12 protein-coding genes are annotated in these 18,489 nt (G+C 53.4%); 9 read left to right on the forward strand and 3 right to left on the reverse strand.

Features of this window, described 5'->3' with window-relative positions:
- Nucleotides 1-22: 22 nt before the first annotated feature.
- From PXC00_RS04795 to PXC00_RS04805, 3 genes are all read left to right on the forward strand, one after another.
- Nucleotides 23-637: a TlpA family protein disulfide reductase gene (locus tag PXC00_RS04795; protein WP_275844418.1), complete on the forward strand. Its 615-nt coding sequence runs from the start codon at nucleotides 23-25 to the stop codon at nucleotides 635-637.
- The gene (locus tag PXC00_RS04800) at nucleotides 637-1,341 is read left to right on the forward strand and encodes a cytochrome c biogenesis CcdA family protein (RefSeq protein ID WP_275844419.1); all 705 of its coding nucleotides are present in this window, start codon (nucleotides 637-639) and stop codon (nucleotides 1,339-1,341) included. The genes PXC00_RS04795 and PXC00_RS04800 overlap by 1 nt, the downstream gene beginning before the upstream one ends.
- A gap of 322 nt (nucleotides 1,342-1,663) precedes the next feature.
- Nucleotides 1,664-4,588, forward strand: a complete 2,925-nt coding sequence (locus PXC00_RS04805; protein ID WP_275844420.1) for an endo-1,4-beta-xylanase — start codon at nucleotides 1,664-1,666, stop codon at nucleotides 4,586-4,588.
- 338 nt (nucleotides 4,589-4,926) lie between these two features.
- Here the strand turns inward: PXC00_RS04805 and PXC00_RS04810 are convergent, their stop codons facing one another.
- Nucleotides 4,927-5,100 carry a DUF6774 domain-containing protein gene (locus PXC00_RS04810; protein ID WP_275844421.1) on the reverse strand — a complete coding sequence of 58 codons (174 nt, stop codon included), beginning with the start codon at nucleotides 5,098-5,100 and terminating at the stop codon, nucleotides 4,927-4,929.
- 221 nt (nucleotides 5,101-5,321) lie between these two features.
- Between PXC00_RS04810 and PXC00_RS04815 the strand changes: the two genes are divergently transcribed.
- From PXC00_RS04815 to PXC00_RS04830, 4 genes are all read left to right on the forward strand, one after another.
- Nucleotides 5,322-6,710: an MFS transporter gene (locus PXC00_RS04815; protein ID WP_275844422.1), complete on the forward strand. Its 1,389-nt coding sequence runs from the start codon at nucleotides 5,322-5,324 to the stop codon at nucleotides 6,708-6,710.
- 183 nt (nucleotides 6,711-6,893) lie between these two features.
- Nucleotides 6,894-9,350 (forward strand): GH39 family glycosyl hydrolase, encoded by a 2,457-nt coding sequence (locus PXC00_RS04820; RefSeq protein ID WP_275844423.1) that lies wholly within the window; start codon nucleotides 6,894-6,896, stop codon nucleotides 9,348-9,350.
- A gap of 268 nt (nucleotides 9,351-9,618) precedes the next feature.
- Nucleotides 9,619-10,899, forward strand: coding sequence for an MFS transporter (locus PXC00_RS04825; RefSeq protein WP_275844475.1), 1,281 nt, complete (start codon nucleotides 9,619-9,621; stop codon nucleotides 10,897-10,899).
- Between the two features lie 31 nt (nucleotides 10,900-10,930).
- Nucleotides 10,931-12,481 carry a carboxylesterase/lipase family protein gene (locus PXC00_RS04830; protein WP_275844424.1) on the forward strand — a complete coding sequence of 517 codons (1,551 nt, stop codon included), beginning with the start codon at nucleotides 10,931-10,933 and terminating at the stop codon, nucleotides 12,479-12,481.
- Between the two features lie 87 nt (nucleotides 12,482-12,568).
- On the opposite strand, the gene PXC00_RS04835 is transcribed toward PXC00_RS04830, so the two are convergent.
- The gene (locus tag PXC00_RS04835) at nucleotides 12,569-14,194 is read right to left on the reverse strand and encodes a response regulator transcription factor (RefSeq protein ID WP_275844425.1); all 1,626 of its coding nucleotides are present in this window, start codon (nucleotides 14,192-14,194) and stop codon (nucleotides 12,569-12,571) included.
- 18 nt (nucleotides 14,195-14,212) lie between these two features.
- Nucleotides 14,213-15,970 (reverse strand): cache domain-containing sensor histidine kinase, encoded by a 1,758-nt coding sequence (locus PXC00_RS04840; RefSeq protein ID WP_316935114.1) that lies wholly within the window; start codon nucleotides 15,968-15,970, stop codon nucleotides 14,213-14,215.
- 291 nt (nucleotides 15,971-16,261) lie between these two features.
- Between PXC00_RS04840 and PXC00_RS04845 the strand changes: the two genes are divergently transcribed.
- Together PXC00_RS04845 and PXC00_RS04850 are read left to right on the forward strand one after the other, a co-directional pair.
- Nucleotides 16,262-17,425, forward strand: a complete 1,164-nt coding sequence (locus PXC00_RS04845; protein ID WP_275844427.1) for a sugar ABC transporter substrate-binding protein — start codon at nucleotides 16,262-16,264, stop codon at nucleotides 17,423-17,425.
- Nucleotides 17,426-17,510: 85 nt separating this feature from the next.
- On the forward strand, nucleotides 17,511-18,482 hold the full coding sequence (locus PXC00_RS04850) for an ABC transporter permease (protein WP_275844428.1): 972 nt from the start codon (nucleotides 17,511-17,513) through the stop codon (nucleotides 18,480-18,482).
- The last annotated feature ends 7 nt before the right edge of the window (nucleotides 18,483-18,489 follow it).

An 18,489-nucleotide genomic window follows, 5' to 3' on the forward strand; every position in this document is an offset into this window, starting at 1 on the left:
AAGACGGAAAGGAGCAAATCCCTTGAAAAAGACAGGTTCCATTTTGGCACTGACACTGGCACTGGTGACCGCATTGTCTGGATGCGGCGGTACTACTACGCCGTCTTCTGTTCCTGCACAGCCGCAGTCCTCTGCCGCAGCAAGTCAGACGAGCAGCCAGTCTGCCGACAGCAGCTCCGCCGCCAGCCAGCCTGCGTCCGCGCAGAGTGCGGACAAGCCGGTGGTGCCGGACTTCACCCTGGAATCCAGCAGCGGAAAAAAAGTTTCCCTCTCGGATTATTCCGGCAAAGTGGTGGTACTGAATTTTTGGGCGAGTTGGTGCGTATATTGCAAAAAAGAACTGCCGGATTTTCAGAAGCTAAACCGTGAGCTGCAGAACTCCAAAGACGTGGTGCTGCTGCTTCTGGATCAAACCGATGGACAGACAGAAACCAAGCAGAAGGGGGACGCCTTTTTGAAAGACAACGGCTATTCCTTTCTGAATCTGTACGACTCCGGTACCGTTAGCAGCGATATTTTTGGCGTGACAGGGTACCCGACCACGGTGGTCATCGACAAGCAGGGGCGCTTTTCCAGCTATGTATCCGGCATGACATCTTATGAGAAAGTCAAAAGCATGATTGCGGAGGCCATGTAATGCTGCAACAGGCTGCGCCCGAATTCACCCTGGCGCTTGTCGGCCTTGTCTTTTCCGAAGGGCTGCTTGCGTTCCTTTCTCCCTGTATTTTGCCGATGCTGCCGATTTACCTGATGTACCTCGGCGGCAGCCGGGAGCAGCAGACCACCCGCAGGCGGATGCTGCAGAATCTGCTGGGCTTCATTGCCGGCTTCACGGTCGTGTTTGTGCTGTTGGGCGCAACGGCGTCCGGTGTGGGCGCACTGTTGAAAGCACACCGTGTGCTGCTGATGCGTCTGGGCGGTGCGGTGCTGATCGTTTTGGGGCTGCAGTATTGCGGTGTGCTGAACCTTGCGGTGCTCAACCGCACCCGCGCACTGCACGCACACACAGACCGGCTCAAATTTTTTTCCAGCCTGCTGTTCGGTGCGGCTTTTTCTCTGGGGTGGACTCCGTGTTTGGGGCCGTTCCTCGGCTCGGCGTTGCTGCTTGCTTCCGGTACCTCCACACTTTATGAGGGCGTTCTCCTTTTGTTCCTGTTTTCCATGGGGCTGGGAATCCCGTTTTTGCTGACCGGGTTGCTGTGGAACCGATTGGAGGGGACGGTTTCGTTCCTGAAAAAGCACGCAGGCATCATCAAAATCATTTCCGGCTGTCTGCTGATTGTGATGGGAATTTTAATGCTGTTTAATCTCTTTGGCTATTACGAAAATCTGTTTTCATAATAGACCGGGTGATGCAATTTCGCTTTTGAAATCCGCCGAGGAAACTTCGGCGGATTTTTTGTTTCATTTTGCCGGTATTTGCAGCTACCACACTGAAACTTTTATAAATTTCATAGTTTGACCGGAAATCTTTCATAGTTTACGGTTTGTTTTTTTATTAAAGATTATGGTAAAATCATGGTACGTTTTGTGAAAATATTTCAATTAGATTGAGAACTTTCGTGAAACTTTCACAACAAGTCACTTGGGCTTGCTGCAGGTTTGCAGGATCATGGAACTTTTCCATTGATAATATCCTGAAAAAATTCTGGGAGGAATTGCAATGAGAAACAAGAGGAGACCCGGTGTTCGGGCTGCCGGTTTTCTGCTTGCTGCCGTAATGGGTTTTTCGCTGATAAGCGTTGGCCCGGCATATGCGGCAGGCGGAAACGAATCAAACGCAACTACAGGAGAACTGGTTACAAACAGCGGTTTTGAGTCGAGTGACCTTTCCGGCTGGAACAACAATGGAATCAGCACGCTTTCCAGCACAACGGAAGCGTCGCACAGCGGCAGCCGTTCTTTAAAGGTGGAAAAAATCGGCTCCACCTGGATGGGACCGCTTTACAATCTGCTGACGCCGGTGCAGTACCATCATACTTATCAGGTCAGCCTGTACCTGAAAGGCGCGCAGAGCGCCGCCACCACAGAGTCGGTTCTGGTGCACCGTGTGGACAAAAACGGTGTGGGGTACGATATGTCGATTGCGCAGGACGTTTCCATTTCCGCGAAAGAGTGGACAAAGGTGACCGGTCAGTTTACCCTGACGGAAAAGAAGGAAGAGGTCACAACGCTGGGGCTGATGTTCCGCAGCAAGGACGCTTCCAAAAACTACTATGTCGATGATATTTCTATCAAGGAAATTTCACAGACCAACGGCGTGCAGACCAACCTGACACCGCTGAAAAGCAAGTATGACTTCACCATGGGCTGCGCTGCGGTTTATTCGGACTTGATTGACGACCACGCGCAGCTGCTGACCCACCACTTTGACAGCCTGACCGCGGGCAATGAGATGAAGGCGTCCTCGCTGTACAATAGCAAGCATGAGCTGGACTTTACAACGGCAGACAAGTTTGTTGACTTTGCCATTGCAAACAACATGAAGCTGCGCGGGCACAATCTGGTTTGGCAGTCTCAGGTGCCGGATTGGTGGTTTACCACCAACTTGTCTGATCCGGACAATCCGAAATACTTCGTTTCCAAGGAGCAGCTGCTTAAAACCATGAAAACGCACATCACCAGCGTGCTGCAGCATTTTAAGCAGAAGTACGGCAGCAAGAGTCCGTTTTACTGCTGGGATGTGGTCAACGAACCGATTTCCAACAGCCACCAGAACAACGGCATCAAAGGTCTGGATGAGGGCAGCAAGTGGGAAGCCATCATCGGTCCCGAATACATCGACTATGCGCTGCGCTACGCACACGAAGCCGATCCGGACATGAAGCTGTTCATCAACGATTACGGCATTGTGAACGATGGGCAGAAAACAACCGACCTTTACAATGAAGCCAAAAAACTGCTGCAGGCAGGGGTTCCGTTGGACGGCATTGGTCTGCAGATGCACATTGATGTGGACAGTCCCTCCATCTCCAGTATCAAAGACGCCATTGAAAAGTTCGGCTCTCTGGGTCTGGAAGTACAGGTGACGGAGTTGGACGTCAGCACCGGCGGGAAAACAGACGCGGTTACCTTGGCGAAAGCAGCCAGAAGATATAAGCAACTGTTTGATTTGTTTGAAAGTGAAAAGAAATACATCAAAGTTGTAACGGTCTGGGGTTCCGCGGATGACGGTTCCTGGCTGGGCGCAAACAACAGCCCGATGCTGTTTGACACCGCTCTGCAGGCAAAACCCGCATTTAATGCGCTGGTTCAGGCAGCGGGCACACCGGTTGTGCCGACCTCCGCAAAAAGCTGTCAGGGCAATCCTACGGCGGACAGCGCCCTGTGGTCCACTGTTTCCGCATGGTCAACTGATACCTTTATCAAGGGCACCGGCGGCGCAACTGCTGCGGTCAAAACGATGTGGGACAGCAAAAACCTGTATGTGCAGGCGGATGTTACCGACAGCACACGCAGTGCAAAGGACGGCATTACGCTGTATCTGAACAACAATGGCGTAAAGGCTTATCCTATTACGCTCAGCAATTCCGGCGGCAAGCTGAAAGCCGCGGTTCAAAAAACCGACACCGGATATACCGTGTCGGCGGCCATTCCGATTCAGAATTTGAAGCCGGCAGTCGGCGGCCAGCTGCAGTTTGACGTTCAAGTTTTGGATTATAACGCAAAGAATGCATTGACCTCCATCGCAACTTGGAGCGACTTCCAAAACACCCAAAGCAAAAGCACCGCAAATTACGGCAAACTGGAGTTAAGCGCATCCGCAAACCTGGCGAAAGCCGTGTACGGCACACCGGTTGTCGACGGCAAGGAAGATGCGGCGTGGCAGAAAGCCCCCGCGTTTGACACCGCAACCTGGGTGACCGGAAAAAGCGGCGCAACCGCAAAAGTGCAAACCATGTGGGATCAGAAAAACCTGTATGTTCTGTACCATGTGACCGACTCCGTGCTGAACAGTTCCAATGCGAATGCTTGGGAGCAGGATTCCATTGAAACATTTTTAGATGTCAACAACCACAAATCGCCGGCTTACGAGTCGGATGACGGTCAGTACCGCGTCAGTTACAAAAATGCGAAAAGTGGCGGCGGGGCTGCCTCTGCTGACCTAAATGCATGGACCTCTGCCACCAGTAAAACCGATACCGGCTATCTGGTGGAAATGGCGATTCCGCTGACCTCCATTACACCCGCTAACGGCACAATGCTTGGTTTTGACGCGCAGGTCAACGACGCGGATGCTTCCGGTGCGAGAACCGGCGTTGTCACTTGGAGTGATTCCACCGGCAAAAGCTATACGGATACTTCGCACTTCGGCAATCTGGAGTTGGTTGGCGGCCCGGCAAGCTCCCAGTTTGTCAGCGATACCACAAAGGATATTACGGTAAAGAGTGCATATCAGTTCCGGATTACCGTGAAAAACGGAGCGTACCCGAACTTTGTCGTGGGAACCGCCGGTGTGTTCCGCACACAGCTTGTCAAAAAGAGCGGCAGTGACTACTTCATCAAAATTTTTACAGTCGGCAAGTCCGGCGCAAAGGCTGGCATTTATGTGAACGGCGTGAAGGTTTCGGTGGCAACCGTTCGGTAAAACCAAAAGAAAACCGCTGTAGGCGCAGGAAAAACGCCTTCGGCGATTTTTTTGTGCCGGTAAAAAAAGCGGCCCCATCCCAAAGGGATGGAGCCTGTACGCAAAACAAGGATGTAAATTTTTTTACTGATTGCAGCTGGAGCTGCTGTTCTTACTGAGAAGCTGCTCAAGCAGTTGGAGCAATTCCTGACAAGTCATCACAGAAACCTCCTTTTGCTTTTTCCTGTTCCTCTTGGAACAACTCTATCCTAACACGCTTTATTCCTTACATCAATGCAATATTTATGGCAAATTTGTTAAAGAAAATCATGGAAGTAGCACAGCCGCGCGCGGTTGGGTCAGCTTTTCTGGCAGGACGCCTGCTTTGCGGCGAGGACACCCAGATTGTCGCCCAGCGCATTAAAAAAGCTGGAGAGGATGTTGAGCTCATCCAGACTCAATTTTTTAGAAATTGAAATGGCAGCCGCGGCTGCAAGCAAAACAAGTTCATCACCTGAAGAGCATGGTTCCATCCCGCCTCACCTCACAGAATTGTATGCGCGCCGAAGCGGAAATTTGCGTTCAAATGCAGCTGTTCTGCCGCCGGACGGAACTTGACACGTTTTGCACTGCGTGTTACAATAAAAACAATTCGTACAGATAACACGGCTGCGTGTCGATACAGAGGCGAAAGTGAGGATTCCCTGTGAATCATCATTTTGGCTTCTTTTTTTGTGCAACTTGAGGTGATTGAATGAAACAAAAACAAACTTTTCATTTTTACGGAGCGGTTGCGGCCACCGGGCTGCTGTCCTTTACCGGTGTCCTGATTGAAACGGCCATGAATGTGACGTTCCCGACGCTGATTGGCGAGTTCGGGATTTCCACCACAGCGGTGCAGTGGGTGACAACGATTTGTCTGCTGGCAATTTCTATCATTGCACCGCTGTCATCCTACCTGAACCGAAGCTTTTCCGCACGGGCGCTGTTTTTGGCGGCAAATCTGCTCTTTCTGGGAGGTGCGGTGCTCGACTGTTTTTCGCCCGGCTTTGCCGCGCTGCTGTTGGGGCGGGTGCTGCAGGGGGTGGGCACCGGTCTGGCGCTGCCGCTGATGTTTTACATGATTCTGACCAAGTCACCGCTCGAAATCCGTGGCAGGATGATGGGATTCGGAACGCTGACCACCTCCATTGCGCCGGCCATTGGCCCGACTTACGGCGGGATGCTGGCGCACCTGCTGAACTGGCGGTCAATTTTCGTGTTTATCCTGCCGATTTTAGTGGGGTCGCTGCTGCTGGGTCTGCATTCCATCCCGAAAACCGAGCAGCCGAAGCGGGAGCCGCTGCATGGGGCCGCCATTGCTTTCTTGGCAGTTTTCTTTACCTGCTTTCTGACGGCTTTTACCGCGAAAGGACTGCTGACTGCCGTGTGGCTTTTGGCTGGGCTTGCGGCAGGCGCGCTGTTTCTGCGTGCAAATCGGCGGCATTCGCTGCTGGGGCTGGCGCCGCTGCGAAACCGTTCGTTTACATTGCTGATGGTCAGCTTCCTGCTTTATCAGGCTCTGCTGCTCGGCAATTCCTTTGTGCTGCCAAACGTTTTGCAGATTGCCGGCGGGCTGAACGCCTCCGCTGCGGGGCTGTTTATGTTTCCGGGGGCGATGCTGGGCGCTGTGCTGGCACCGGTGTCTGGCTGGGTGCTTGACCGGCTGGGCGCAAAGAAACCGATTTTAATCGGTTTGGCAGTTGCCGCGGGGGGCATGGTCCTGCTGGCGCTTCTGCTGCATACTGCGCAGGTGGCGCTTCTGGTGGCGGCACACTGCATTTTCATGACAGGGCTGGGGCTTTCCTACAGCAATCTGATGACCTGCAGTTTAGCGCGGCTGCCACAGGCACAGCTTTCTGACGGCAACGCGGTGCTGAACACTCTGCAGCAGTTCATCGGTGCCATGGGTACGGCCACTTCGGCGTTTGTCATTTCCCTGTTCCAGCAGAGCGGCGGTTACCGGTCCGGTACGATGCTGGGCGGTCAAACCATGCTGGGCATCTTTGCCTGCCTGCTTCTGGTCAGCTTTCTCTGCTCCTTTCTGGGGCTGCACCTGCCGGGTACGTCTGCTGCGCGTGAGCCGCAGGAACCGCAAAACTGAAAATAAAAACTTCCAAACCGTTTGTGCCGACTGGCGCAGGCGGTTTTTTGTATTATGAAGCAGTTTGCCGAAAGCTTGCTGATTCTACAAAAAATGCTATAATCAATATACAGAAATGAAAAAAAGTATGGAAACTGTCCGCACACTGCAGACAGGGCTGCTTTTTAGGAAAAGAGGAAAGCTATGAACGCATCAGCAGAAAATCGCGCGGGTTATTCCTTTGAAATCAGCAGCCGGGAAAATTCCCACCCCGGCTGGCACCAGGAGTTGGAACTTGTATTTGTTCTGCGGGGCAGAGGCACCCTTTGGCGCGAAGACCGCACCGTGCCGTATTCCCTGCACGAAGCGGATTTATTTACGGTCAGCGGGTATGAAATGCATGAGATTCACATGGAATCCGGCGGACTGACCCTGTCGCTGCTGCTTTCATCGTCGTTCCTTTCCTTTTACTTTCCTGAAGCGCAGCAGCTTGCCTTTGCCTGCAAATCCTATGCGGCCGATGCGGAGGAGCAAAAGAAGTACGATATCCTCCGTGCGGATTTTGCTGCTGCGTTTCAAACCTTCTACCAAAATGAGGCGCACCATGCCGCCCTGCATCTGCGCAGCAAGCTGATTCTGCTGCTGGACGACTTGATCCGCTATTTTTCCTGTCCGGCACCTAAGGCGGCGCCGGCGTTTGACAAAGGCCGCAGCCATTTGCGCGCGGCGGCCGGCTGGATTGACCAGCATTACACCGAGGATATTACTCTGAAAGAAACCGCCGACCGGGTTTACCTGAGTGAATCGTACCTTTCCCGTCTGTTTAAGCGAACACTGGGGCTGACCTTTACGGAGTATCTGACGCAGGTGCGGCTGGATTATGCCGCGCTGTTGCTGCGCAGCGGGCAGCGTGTGACGGAAACCGCCTCGAAAGCCGGCTTTCGCAGCACCAATTCGTTTATTCAGGCATTTAAGCAGACGTATCAAAAAACACCGGGGCAGTACAAACGCGAACTGGGGGAGCGACTGAAACGGGAGCTTTATACAGAACCGCAGGGCGCAGAAAATAAATTTTCTGTTTTGAGCCGGTACCTGCAGACCCCGTCTGCGTCAGAGCAGTCAAAGCCGGCGGAAGTCCGCGATGAATGTGCCGTTTCAGCAAATCTTTCCATGCCGCTGCGCACGCTCCGGCATAGTTGGAGGCAGCTTATCAACGTCGGCTATGCGTATGACCTGCTCAACGGCTCGGTACAAAAGCAGGTGCGGCAGGTGCAGGCGGAAATCGGATTCCGGTACGCGCGCGTAAAGGGAATCCTGGATGATGATGTGTTGTTTTATGCGGCGGCAGACGGGCAGGAGCCGGTGTGCCACTTTGCATATGCAGATGAGGCGATTGATTTTCTGCTGTCTGTCGGGTTGACACCGTTTCTGGAACTGGGCGCTATGCCCTCACAGCTTGCGAAAAATCAGTTTACGGTTTTTAAGCGACAGAGCATTCTTTCCACGCCAAAGGATATGCGGCAGTGGACGGCACTGCTTACGGTGCTGCTGCGGCATTTCCAGTGCCGCTACGGCGTCCGGCGCGTGGAGCAGTGGATTTTCACCCCTTGTTTTAACCCGTTTTTTTATGATGTGCGTGCTGACCATCTGGAGGAATACTTTTCTTTTTATCGGGAAAGTTACCGCGCGGTGCGCGCTTTGCTGCCGCACGCGCTTCTCTGCGGGCCCGGCGACCTTTCTTTTCCCGAATTTTTGGAGCGGTGTTTGGCAGAGAACTGCGTGCCGGACTGCATTGCAGCGCACGCTTTCTTTACAGCTTCACCGGACGAAACGGACGCCAAGCAGGTTCAGCTGCTTAATTCAGAAGAAACATTCCCGCTGGCGGTTACCGGTGACGAGGACTACCTGAAGCATCTGCTGGAGCGCATCCGGAAAACGCTGCGCAAGCGGGGGCTGGCGGATGTACCGGTCATGCTGGATGAATGGAACAGCAGCTTTTGGCAGCGGGACCTTTGCAATGACACCTGCGCGAAGTCAGCGAGTCTCTTTAAAAATATTCTGGAAAATTATGATGCCTACTGTGCCATGGGTTATTGGACTGTCAGCGACTTTATGGAGGAGCTTTCCCCGTCGCAGGACTTGTTTCACGGCGGTTTTGGACTTTTTACGCGAAACGGGCTTGCCAAAAGCGGCTATCGTGCCTTGCAGCTTTTGTGTAAGGCAGGGGAGAAGCTTCTGGCGCGGCAGGAGGGCTGTTTTATCACATCCTCACCGGGAGAGGTGCAGGTTTTTCTATATAATGCTGCTTACTATGACTTGCTGTACCGCTTTCGCCACACAGCTCATTTGACGCTGACCAAGCGGTACGGCGTGTTCAATAAACGAAATCCGCAGTGCTTTCAAATTGGACTAAACGGGCTGCAGCCAGGGCGGTATCTTCTGCGGCGCTATGCGGTTGGCCGTACCGGCGGCAGCGTTTTTGATGCGTGGGTAGAGATGGGCGCACCAGAACGTGTGACAGAGGAAGTCCGGCGTTTTCTCGAAAGCCGGTCGTATCCGGTTCTGCAGATGGAAACCGTGGAGACAGGCCCGTCGTTTCCTCTGCAGGAGGTGCTGCAGCCGTACGAAATCCGTTTAATCACGCTTACTCTGCAGGAGTAAAACAGCGAAAAGGACAAGACTGACTTGACAGATGCTTCACAATGTCAGAAGCTTGCTGTTTTTATCCTGCTTTTTTGTCCTTTCGTAAAGACTTCAAATGCAAGGAGCAAAAACTGCACAAAATCGGAGGATAAGTTTGAAAGAATATAGATAGCAAATCACATTTCTTCATTCTATACTAATGGAAGATTCCTCGGAAAAGGCGATAAAAATAGAGAAATTTTATGCAGAACGCAAAAACCTTTTCTGAAATAGAAGATTGGAAAGGATGAACATGATGAGCAGTTCTTCAAACACGCGCGCGGCAGTGAAACCGGCGCAGGATCCGGCGGTTGCCCGGCGCAAAAAGTTGCTTTTTACATCCCTGGGGACTTCGTACCTTGGTCTGTTTATGACGTACGCGGGTCTTGTGGCAGTGCTGCTACCGCAGCAGATGACCAATTTGGACGCGGCACATAAGGTAGGGAACCTGGCGCTGGTAACCAGCATTTCCTCTGTGGCAACCATTTTCGTACAGCCGATTATCGGAGCAATTTCCGACCGGACGCGTTCCCGGCTGGGTCGGCGTGCGCCGTGGCTTTTAATTGGCGGCCTTGGCGGTGCGCTGTGCACCATCGCGATGCAGTTTGCCAATTCCCTGTTTTGGATTGCACTGCTGTGGGTCTTGACACAGGTCTTGCTGAATGCCTTTCAAGGGCCGCTTTCCGCGATTGTTTCGGACCGTGTGGACTCTGCAGACCGCGGCACGGCTTCTGCCCTGACAGGTGTGGGCGGTGCGGTCGGCGGAACGGTCGGTGTGATTCTGGCAGGGCAGCTGCTGAACCGCATTGGTATCGGCTATGATATTTTCGGGATTCTCGTCATTGTGGTCTGCGTGCTGTTTGTTCTGCTGAATCCCGACAAACCCTCTACAGAAGTGGAAATGCCGAAGATGGACTGGGGCGCGTTTTTCCGTTCATTTCTGGTAAATCCACGGGAGCATCCTGACTTTGCATGGGCTTTCGGCGGGCGGTTCTTCATGGTGCTGGGCTATCAGGCGGTTTCTGCGTATCAGCTTTACATTTTGACGGATTATATTCATTTGTCCACTGCGCAGGCGGGCGGCGTGATTGGGCTGATGAACGTTTGCTCCTTGGTGACTACATCGGTTTCCACGCTGGTTTTTGGGCGGCTGTCCGATAAAATTGGGCGCAGAAAAATCTTTGTGTTTACCTCTACGCTGTTGATTGCCGGCGGTATTCTGATTCCGCTGCTTGCCCCGTCCGTGGCTGGCATGATTATTTACGGAAGCATTGTTGGTTTTGGTTACGGCGCTTACTCGTCCGTTGACATGGCGCTGATGATCGATGTATTGCCGGCAGGTGAAGACGCCGCAAAGGATCTCGGTATTCTCAATATCGCCTCCAATGTGCCGCAGGCGCTCACACCGGTCATTGCGGCGGCGCTGCTGGGTGCATTTAACAACAATTATGCGGCGATTTTTATATATTCCGCGGTTGCGGCACTGCTTTCGTCCGCATTTGTTCTGCCGATTAAGTCTGTAAAATAACCTGAGGATTTCATAAAGGAGATAGAGAATTGTGACTGCCTATCGATTAGATAACTGTGCAGATGCACCTGTGATTCAAACGACTTCCGGTAAAGTACGCGGCAGGTGGCAGACCGGCTGTTCCGCTGCCTATTTGGGCATCCCGTTTGCCGCGGCGCCGGTAGGTGACAGGCGCTTTGCCGCGCCGGTCAGGCCGGCGCCTTGGCAGGGGGTGCGCCCTGCCGTGGAGTATGGACCGACACCGCAGCGCCGCCCTTTTGGGCCGGTCACAACCGTTCCCGAACCCTGCATTCCGGGGGATGAAACACTGAATGTCAATGTCTTTACGCCGGCGCCGCGCGACCACCGCGCACATCTGCCGGTGTTGGTCTGGATTCACGGCGGCGGGTACTTTGCGGGTTCGCCTGCATCGCCGTGGTACAACGGGCGCGCATTTAACAGCCGCGGCGTGGTGACGGTGACGCTTTCTTACCGTTTGGGGTTTGACGGCTTTGGCTGGATGGAGGGCGCCCCGCTGAACCGTGGCCTTTTGGACCAGATAGCGGCCTTGACTTGGGTGCAGGAAAATATTGAAGCTTTTGGCGGTGACCCGCACCGCGTGACGATTGCGGGACAGTCTGCAGGCGGCGGCTGTGTGCTGGCGCTGCTTGCGTCGCCCAAGGCGGCCGGGCTGTTTCACGGCGCCATCAGTGAATCCGGCGCGTTCGGTGCACCCACAGCGCAGCAGGCAGAAACGGTTGGCCGCGCGTTGGCGCAGCAGGTCGGGGTAAAGCCAGAAGCCGCCGCGTGGCGGGAAGTTCCCGAAAGCCGGATTCTAGATTCCGAGCGGCAGGTCAATAGCATTGCGGGAATCCCAGCGGGTTTTTCCAAGCCGGAAGAGCTGCTGTCTGCTTTGGCAGAGGGCTTTCTCGGCACTTCTAATCTGGCGTTTGCACCGGTGCTCGACGGCGAAGTCCTGCTACAGCAGACTCCCCAGGCTGTACTGGCGGGGCAGGGGGCGCAGGTCGCGCTGCTGATGGGCAGTACGCGGAACGAATTTACGTTTTCATCGCCGCCGGAACACAGCCTTCCTTTGCAGGCGGCAGTTTGCGCCCTGCAAAAAGCCGGTCTGCCCGCAGCGGCAGTGTCGCAGTTTGCCGATGATATTTACCGGGTCGGGGAGGACTGCGTGCTGGGGCAGCTGATGACGGTTTATATGTTCCGCATTGGCATTGCCCACCTGGCGCAGTGCCGGTGCGCGGCAGGATGCGGCGGCAAAACGTGGCTTTATGACTTTGCGCAGCTTTCCTCTGAGAAGATGGGCTCTTTCCATTGCGAGGACATCCCGTACTTTTTCCACCTGTTGGACGCACCGGGCGTGGCGCAGGAGCTGGGGAAAGCTCCCTCCGAACCGCTGGCGGACGTGATGCACAGCAAGTGGGTGGAGTTCATCACCAACGGTTGCCTTGCGGAGCCTACTGCAGCCCAGTTCCCCTGCGGCGCTGTGCGTTTTGAGGGCAGTGACAGTTTCCAGCCGGATGCGTATCTGTTGGAAAGCAGCCTGCTGACTGCTGCCGGGCAGACCGTGGAAAATCCTTCATAATCGCAATACCGAACAGGAAAAACAGAAAATTATACTCTAAAAGGCGCGGACCGCTTCATGCAAACGGGTCCGCGCCTTTTTGTGTTTTTACAGCCGGGCTGAAAACTCCTCCGGTACGGCAGGCGTGCCGGTGCGGCTGCACAGCAGACTGTCGCGGTACTGCGTGGCGGTCTGTCCGGTGTAGCGCTTAAACAAGGAGTGGAAATACTTTTCGTCCTGAATCCCGATTTTGTCAGCGACTTCATAAATCTTGCTGTCAACGTTGTGCAGGTATTCCTTTGCTTTTTGAATGCGGTATCGATTCAGATATTCGATGAAATTCATGCCGGTTTGCTGTTTAAACAGCATACTCAGGTACGCAGGGGAGATATGTAGGTCTTCGGCTGTTTGCTTCAGCGTGATTTTTTGAGCGTAGTTTTTGCGGATGTACGCCACAGCGGCAGAGGCGAACGCGGAAATTTGTTTGTTGCCGGTAAAGGACTGTGAAACACTGCGGGCAAAGCAGAGTACGGCATCCTTAATTTCCCGCATGGTCGAAGCGCCGGATATGGTTTCGATGGTGTCGCTGAGCATTTTGGAAAAGAGATTAAAAACCATATTATGCTCCAGACAGGTTTTGAAAATACTGCAGACAAGCGTGGAGGCTGTTTCCTGCACAACCTGCTTGGATGCCGGCGAGCGCAGGGTGCAGCAGCTGAAAAAGTGGTCCACAGCGGAGGGAAGCTTTTCGGCGCGGTTCAGGACAGCGTCAATGACCTCCTGCTCCCGCTTGCCGGTGTCAGCGGTTTTTTTGTTGCTGTTCTGCAGCTCCGCATAGTAGCGGATGCCGTGGATTTCGTCAAAGGCGGCCAGTCCTGCCGCCTTTTCGGCTTCGGTGTATGCCTCGTGCAGGGCACCCGAACTGCTTTTTAAGTCCGAAACGCCGATGACACAGGGTGTGTGGCAGTCGCTTCCGGCACTTTCCAGCAGGTGAAACAGCAAGTTTTGAAACGACGTGAATTTTTCGGTAATGGGGTCGAGGAAAAGCAGCAGAACCACTCGCTCTTTCCAAAGGACTGCTTCGCTGTGTGCCATTTTGCAGACTGCTTTTTTCGCCGCTGCTAAAAAAGCCTGTGCGGGCGGGCTGTCTTCCGCCTGCTGTCCGACAAAGTCCAGACAGCACACAGCGTAGCAGGAAAGAAGCGGCTCCAGACCGAAGGTCTGCAGGCATCGGGGTTGCGCGGTATCCGCTGCTTTTTGTCCGGCAAGCAGTTCCTGCAGAAACTGCTCTTTTGCGCGTTCCTGATTCTGCGCGCACAGAAACTGGTACTGTGTCTGCAGGGCTTCCTGCTGCTGCTCTTCCCGCACCAGGGTAATCGCTTTCTGCACCGCCTGCACAACCTCTTCACAGCGGCAGGGCTTTAGCAAATATTCCACAATTTGTAGCTGCACCGCCTGGCGGGCGTAGTCAAAGTCGTCATATCCGCTGAAGACAATAAACTTTGTCTTGACCCCCTGCGCCGAGGCATTCCGGATGGCGTCCAGACCGCTGAGCTTTGGCATACGGATGTCGATAATGCAGAGGTCCGGGCGCAGGCGGAGCAGCAAATCGAGAGCTTCCTGCCCATCAGATGCTTCCCCGACAATTTGAATGCCGTAAGCTGCCCAGTCAAACAAATCCCGCAGCGCTTCCAACTTATCCGTTTCGTCATCTGCTGTAATGAGCGTGTACATAGAAATTCCTCCCTGTTCTCATGGTTCGGCGGGTATGCGGATGTGTACGGCAGTGCCCTCTCCGGGTGTGCTTTGAATGGTCAGGCGGCAGCGGCTGCCGTAGCAAAGTTCCAGGCGTTCGCGGATATTGCCGATTGCATATCCCTGGGTGCCGCCGGTTTTGCTGTTGAGCTTCTGCAAAAGCTCCGGCGTAATGCCGCAGCCGTTGTCGGCAACGGTAAACTCCATAAAACCTTCCGCAAGCGTGCCGCTGACGGAAATGCAGGTTGTGCCGGTGCTTTGCTCCGCTGCGTGAACAATGGCATTTTCCACAAAGGGCTGCAGCGTGAGCTTCAGCATGGTGTGCGGCAGCAGTGCATCCGCAATGGAAATCTGAAACGCGAGGCGTTCTTTCAGCCGCATTTTCTGCAGCAGAATGTAGCTTTCGATGAATTCTTTTTCGTTTTTGACGGTGGTCATGGAGCTGCCGTGGTTCAGCGTCAGCCGGAAAATGCGGGAGAGGGCATACACCATTTCGGCGGCGCCGGTATCTTTGGCACGCATTGCCTTTAAGTAAATAGAATCCAGGGTGTTGTACAGAAAGTGCGGGTTAATCTGTGCCTGCAGGGACTTCAGTTCCGCTTCGCGATTCTTGATTTCCAATTTCATGACCCGGTTAAACAGTGTGTTGAGTTGTGTCACCATTTGGTTGAATGCCTTGCCGAGAATGCCAATTTCATCCTGATAAACGAAGTTGACCTGCTGCTTCAAATCCCCCTTGCCGGCCTGCTGAATGGCGCGTACCAACTGCTTGAGCGGCGTGGTCACGGCGGTGGAAAGCAGCGCCGCAAGCAGCAGCGAGAGCAGAAGGCTGACGCCGATTGCAATCGCGAGAACGATATTGAAATGGTCAATATCTTTTAAAATGACAGACATGGGCCGCAGGCAGACCACGTACAGACCGCTCTGGTAGATCATGCTGCTGCAGCTTAAATAGCGGCTGCTGTCCAAGGTGACGATGGTGCCTTCGTCGGAATGCCCCGGCAGCGCAAGGCGACCGCCCTGCTCGTATTTTTTAAGTGCCGCAAGGTCGGTGGAGCCGGACACCACGCTGCCTTTGCCGTCTACGATGAAGTAGCCGTATCCCTGGGTTTTGCTCAGCGATGACCAGATGGAGTGCCAGTCGATACAGACCACCAGCAGTCCCTGTGTTTTTCGGTTGTCGATGTCCACCAGTCCGCGCAGCATGGTCAGCTTGCCGGTGTTGTTATCAACCAGAAAGCTGCCGCCATCCTGCGGCGTGGCAATCCACTTCGGTTCGCCGAGCATATTCATGGCATCCATGTAGGCAGCGTCACGCTGCGTTTTTGAAAATTCCTGGGGCATCGTCAGTCCGTTGCGTGCATAGTAGAACTGATAGCCGTTTGCCGCGTGAATGGAAAGGTAGCTGACGTAGTTGTTAGTGATGATGGAGTTGGTCAGAAAATTGACGGTGTTCATTTCGTCGGCAGCCTGCTTTACGGTCAGGTGGTCTTTTTCCGGGCTGATCTGCATCTGAAACGAGGGGCTGTACAGCAGGTTGGTAGAGAGGTTGACAATGTTGTCCTGAATATCCTCGATCCCCTTTTTGACAAAGGTCATGTTCTGAGACTGGTACACCTGCGCTTCTTCTACCACGTTGCGGGAATACACCACATAAATGAAAACGGAAAGTACGGTGATGAGGATGACGGAGGACAGCAGACTCAAAATCAGAATTTTTGTTTTTAACGGACGGTTCATAAAAAAACGCAGCATATTTAAAAATGTCCTTTGCAGTCTCTTTTTAGAACGGTACAAGCAATCCACCTTGTGCAGCTCCGTAGAATATCATACATAATTTTTTCGCATTCCACAAGTCGAGTACAGCAAATTCAATAAATTTGTGAACGAAATCGTAAATTTCTCTACTTACTTTCCCACTCATGGTTGGTATGATAAGAAGCGTTCAGAAGCTTGCACCCGCACAGATACGGCAGACTGCCGGTAGGCGGGCACGGCTTACAACGGTATTAAACCACAAAATGAGGAAAGAAAGGCAGGAAAAAAATGAAAAAAATCATCAGTGCAGTTTTGGCAGGCGCCATGGCTTTGAGCATGGGCGCGTGCGGCACACCGGCCAGCCAGACGGCGGCATCAACAGCGGGCGGCAGCGGCGGCGGTGCGACGAAGAACATGAAAATCGGGGTTTCCATCTGGAGTTCCACCGACGTTTTGGGCAGTGCCTGCAAAAAAATGCTGGACGCTGCCGGCTCCGCACTCGGCGTGCAGCTGGTGTATGTAAACCAGGGGCATGAGTCCGCCGCCGTGACCAACAGCATCAACACGCTGGTTTCCGCAGGGTGCAGCGGCATCATTGTGTGCAATTCCGCAGATTCTGAAATGACTGCTGCCATCAATACCTGCAACCAGGCGCATGTTTATCTGGCACAGTTTTTCCGCGCTATCAACAAAACCAAAAGCCCGCAGGTGTATTCGCTTGCGCAGTCGGCACCGTACTACATCGGCACTGTGCATGAGGACGAAGTCGAGAACGGCTACAACCTCGCTAATATTTTAATCAAGAAAAAGTGCCGCGATATTGCACTGGAAGGCTGGGTGGCCGGTGATGCAACATTCCTGAACCGCTGGGAGGGCTACAAAAAAGCCGTGGACGAATGGAACACGGCGCATCCGAATGATAAGGTAAAGCTTTCAGATCCGCAGTATGCCGGTACAACGGCAGAGGGCGGCGCATCCGTTACCAAGTCCTTTATGAACGCAGACCCGAACATGGACGCCATCATTCCGGCGGGCGGCGGCGGCGATCCGCTGGTGGGTTCCATCGGCGCCATCAAGAGCGCGGGCAAAACCGGAAAAATTTCAGTCGTTTCCACTGACTTTCTGCCGGATCTCGGCAAGCAGCTGGAAACCGGCGGCATGACTGCGGAGTCCGGCGGGCACTACTGCGACCCCCTGTATGCCTTCATGATGGTGTACAACGCGGTGCAGGGAAATTACAAAAAACCGGCAAACAGCTTTGATGAGATTATCAATCCGTACATTTACGTTTCTTCCGCACAGGAATATCAGGAGTACTCCAAGTACTTTGTTGACCAACTTCCCTACAATACAGAAGAATTGAAAGCCATGAGCAAACAGTCGTTTGAGGAGCTGCAGAAAACAGCTGCCGCCATTTCGGTGAAGGACGTCAAGTCCCGCCACAAAGACTGAGTTTTGCGGCAAAGGAACCCGGAAATAAACGAGCCGGCGGCAGCTTTCCGCTGGCTCTATTGAAATCAAGTAGGTGATAATGATTATGCATTCGGTGGTAGCATCCATGCAGAAGCTCAAGCGCAGCAAGACCTTTGTCAAGTATGAGGGAATCCTGATTTTGTTGCTGCTGGTGCTGCTCTGCTGGGGAGTTTTTAAGATTCTGGTGCCAAACAAGTTCGGTGCGCCGGGACAGCTGGTTTCTTACCTGCAGTCCAGCCTGATTTATGCGGTTGGCGGCTGCGGCTTGTATTATATCGTGGTGATGGGGCTTTTTGATTTCAGTATTGGCGCCAATGTGGTGCTTTCCTCCATACTGGCGTGCGTGTTTGCTTCGCAGTTCGGTTACATCGGGCTGATTGTCGCACCGGTCATCTGCGGAACGCTGATTGGTCTTTTGAACGGCGTCGTTTATGTGAAGCTGCACATTCCCTCCATGATTGTAACCGTCGGCCTTGCGCTGATTTACGAAAGCCTGAGCGTTTTCGCAACGCAGGGGCAGGAGCAGATTCTCAACGCGCAATACGCGGTGTTCGGGTCTTATCCGGCAAATCTGATTCTGGCGCTGCTGGCGTTTTTCCTGTGCAGCTTTATCATTCAGTATACCAAGGTTGGTACTTACACATATGCCATCGGCAGCAACGAGTTTGTTGCCAAAAACATGGGGGTAAACGTAAACCGGTACAAAGTGGTTGCGTTTGTGCTGTGCGGCTTCTTCGTGGGCATCATGAGCGTTTTGACCATCAGCTATGGTTCCTCCATGACGGCGGCTTCCAATATGTCCTCAATGGTTCGCAATTTTACCCCGCTGATGGGTACATTCTTCGGCTTGGCCTTTAAAAAGTACGGGCATCCGGTGCTGGCCATCGTGGTGGGCGAGTTTATTATTTCACTGATCTTTAACGGGTTTGTGGCAATCGGCGCGCCAAGCACCATTCAAAATGTGGTCACCGGCGCGGCGCTGCTGCTGATTGTCATGGCAACCACCAAACCGGTTAAAGGCGCAGTTGTAAAGTGAGGGGATT

The organism is Caproicibacterium argilliputei (assembly GCF_029211325.2).
In the GTDB taxonomy this organism is placed as follows: Bacteria; Bacillota; Clostridia; order Oscillospirales; family Acutalibacteraceae; genus Caproicibacterium; species Caproicibacterium argilliputei.